Raw genomic sequence first — 3,125 nt, forward strand, 5'->3', positions numbered from 1 at the left:
GCGAGCTCGGCAGCAACAACGATCCGGACGCCATCCGCGCCGGCCGCGAAGCCGTGCTGGCCTTCATCGCCAACCGCAATCCGGCCGTCTTCGCCATGCTCTTCGAAAGCCATGGCACCAAGGGCGCCTTTACGCCGGATGCCGCCAGCGCCGGCCAGCGCGCGCTGCGCAATGCGGCCCTTGCCTATCTCGCGGTTTCCGACGGCAGGCCTACCCGTGCGGCTGCGGCCTTCAAGGCTGCGGACAATATGACGGATCTGAGCGCCGCCCTCACCGTGCTGGCCCACCGTTTCCCGGATGCGCCGGAGACGGCAGAGGCGCTCGAAGCCTTCCGCGCCCGCTTTGCCGACAATGCGCTTGTTATCGACAAGTGGTTCTCCATCCAGTCGACCATTCCGGGCGACGGCGCGCTGGAACGCGTCAAGGCGCTGATGACGAGCCCGCATTTCAACAAGGCGAACCCGAACCGCGTGCGCGCGCTCGTCGGCACCTTCGCCTTCTCCAACCCGACCGGCTTCAACCGGGCGGATGGCGCCGGATACCGTTTCCTGGCCGATCAGATCATCGAGATAGATCCGAAGAACCCGCAGCTTGCCGCCCGCATCCTCACGTCCATGCGCTCCTGGCGTGCACTGGAGGAAACCCGCTCGGATCACGCGCGCAATGCGCTGCGAACGATCGCGGCCGGCGAAAAGCTCTCCTCGGACGTTTCGGATATCGTCGAGCGCATGCTCAAGGGCTGAAATGCTGAAAATCGAACGATTCCGGGCGCTTCGGCGCCCGTTTTAGTTTCGGAATAGAAGTTTGCACCGGCAAAATATGGTTAAGAAACTTTTACCTTTTTCTCTGGACAAGCCGAATCACAATTGATTCATTAGGGCAGATTCGGGCGAGCGGCGCGCCGAATCACGAGAGGGTTACAAGGTTTGAAGACTATGGCGGACGCGCAACGAGGACGCGCATCCGGCGGGTGGACTCGTCTCAAATTTCCGGGATTTGCGGCCTGGGAAAATGAGCTGACGGGACAGGCGAAGATTTTCGCCGGACCTGCCGGACGGCATTTGACACGGGCCGAGCCCGTGCTGAAACGGTCGATACCGATCCTGATCATCGCATTTCTGCTTGTGGTGGCCATCTCGCGCATGGTCGGCATCACCGTCGAACACGACCGGATGGACGCGAGCGTGAAGGACACGACCTCGCTGACGGCGCTCGCCGTCGGTGCGGTCTTCTCCGGCCCCATGGCCGAAAGCCTCGCGGAATCCGATCGCATGGCCGTCGAGGCGGCACTGTCGCTTAACCTGCCGCAGGACCGCATGCAGCCGGGCGGGCTGGTGCTGTTCGTCGCGGAGAAGGGTCAGATTTTCGGCGCCTCGCTGGCGGGGGCGCGTTATGTCGGCCAATCGCTCGCGCGCTTCTCGCCGGAGCTTGCGGCCAACCAGTATTTCGGCGATCCGGACGGCGTCTTCCGCACCCGCATCGGCGAGCAGGACTACTACGCCTCGCTCGTGCAGATGCCGCGCAAGGGCGGCTTCATCATCGTCGCCAATCCACTCGGCGAGGTTGCGCTGTTCTGGCGCGACGAGGTGGCGCTGAACGTGACGCTCTTCGCCGGAATTTCGGCGATCCTGCTCGTCATTCTCTATGCCTACTACATCCAGGCGAAGCGGGCGCGCGATGCCGACGCTATCTTCGCGGAATCCAACCTGCGCGTGGAAACGGCGCTCGCCCGCGGCCGCAGCGGCCTTTGGGATTTCGATCTGTCGAACCGGCGCCTGTTCTGGTCGCGCTCCATGTATGAAATGCTCGGCATGCCGCCGCGCGACAGCGTGCTCTCCTTCGGTGATGCCGCGCGCCTGATGCATCCCGACGACGACGGCATCTACCAGGTGGCCCGCGCGGTCGCCCGCGGCGAAGCCAAGCAGGTCGATCAGGTTTTCCGCATGCGTCATGCCGAGGGGCATTATGTTTGGCTGCGGGCGCGCGCCCAGCTGATCCGCATGTCCTCCGGCCGCATGCACATGATCGGCATCGCCATGGACGTGACCGAGCAGCACCGGCTCGCCCAGCGCTACCAGGAGGCCGACCAGCGCCTTGCCGACGCCATCGAATGCACCTCCGAAGCCTTCGTTCTCTGGGACAAGAGCGACCGGCTCGTGATGTGTAACGCGCATTACCAGCAGGCCTATGGATTGCCGGATGACGTGCTGGTGCCCGGCACCGAGCGCACGGCTGTGTATGCAGCGGCGGCCCGTCCGGTCATCGAGCGGCGCATCGCAGATGCCGACGGCACCGGCGCCTCGCAGACCAGCGAAGTGCAGCTTGCCGATGAGCGCTGGCTGCAGATCAACGAGCGGCGCACGCGCGATGGCGGCCTCGTCTCCGTCGGCACCGACATCACCATGATGAAGCGCCATCAAGTCCGGTTGCGCGAATCCGAGCGCCGCCTGATGGCGACCATCGGCGACCTCTCGGCCTCCCGCGCCAAGCTTGAGCGGCAGAAGTCGGAACTGTCCGTCGCCATCGCCAACTATCAGGCGGAGAAGGAACGCGCCGAGGCGGCCAACCGCGCCAAGTCGGAATTCCTCGCCAACATGTCGCATGAGCTGCGCACGCCGCTCAACGCCATCCTCGGCTTCTCCGAAATCCTGCAGAACCAGATGTTCGGCCCGATCGGCTCGGACAAGTACCGCGAATATTCGCGCGATATCCACGAGAGCGGCAAACATCTGCTCAACGTCATCAGCGACATTCTCGACATGTCGAAGATCGAGGCCGGCCATATGCGCATCAGCTGCGAGACGATCGATCTCGCGCCGCTGATCGAGGAGACCATGCGCCTCACCATGTTGCAGGCGGAGAAGAAACATATCGAAGTGCAGGAAACGTGCCCGGCGCATCTTCTGACGGTGGCGGACCGCCGCGCGATGAAGCAGATCCTGCTGAACCTCTTGTCCAATGCCATGAAGTTCACCAACGAGGGCGGCAAGGTCATCGTGCGGGCACGCAAGGTGGAAGGCGCGGTGACGCTTACCATCGCAGACAGCGGCATCGGCATCCCGCGCTCCGCGCTCCAGAAGATCGGCCAGCCCTTCGAGCAGGTGCAGAGCCAGTACGCCAAGAGC

At 63.9% G+C, this 3,125-nt stretch carries 2 protein-coding genes; both read left to right on the plus strand.

Annotated features, from left to right (window positions below; all coding sequences use genetic code 11):
* Positions 1–743: aminopeptidase N C-terminal domain-containing protein (locus tag ACOZK4_RS12020; protein WP_421592078.1), on the plus strand; the 743-nt coding region annotated here is incomplete at its 5' end.
* Between the two features lie 183 nt (positions 744–926).
* On the plus strand, positions 927–3,125 hold a 2,199-nt coding region (locus ACOZK4_RS12025; RefSeq protein WP_421592079.1), incomplete at its 3' end, for a PAS domain-containing sensor histidine kinase.

The organism is Shinella sp. M27, from assembly GCF_049199905.1.
Lineage (GTDB): Bacteria > Pseudomonadota > Alphaproteobacteria > Rhizobiales > Rhizobiaceae > Shinella.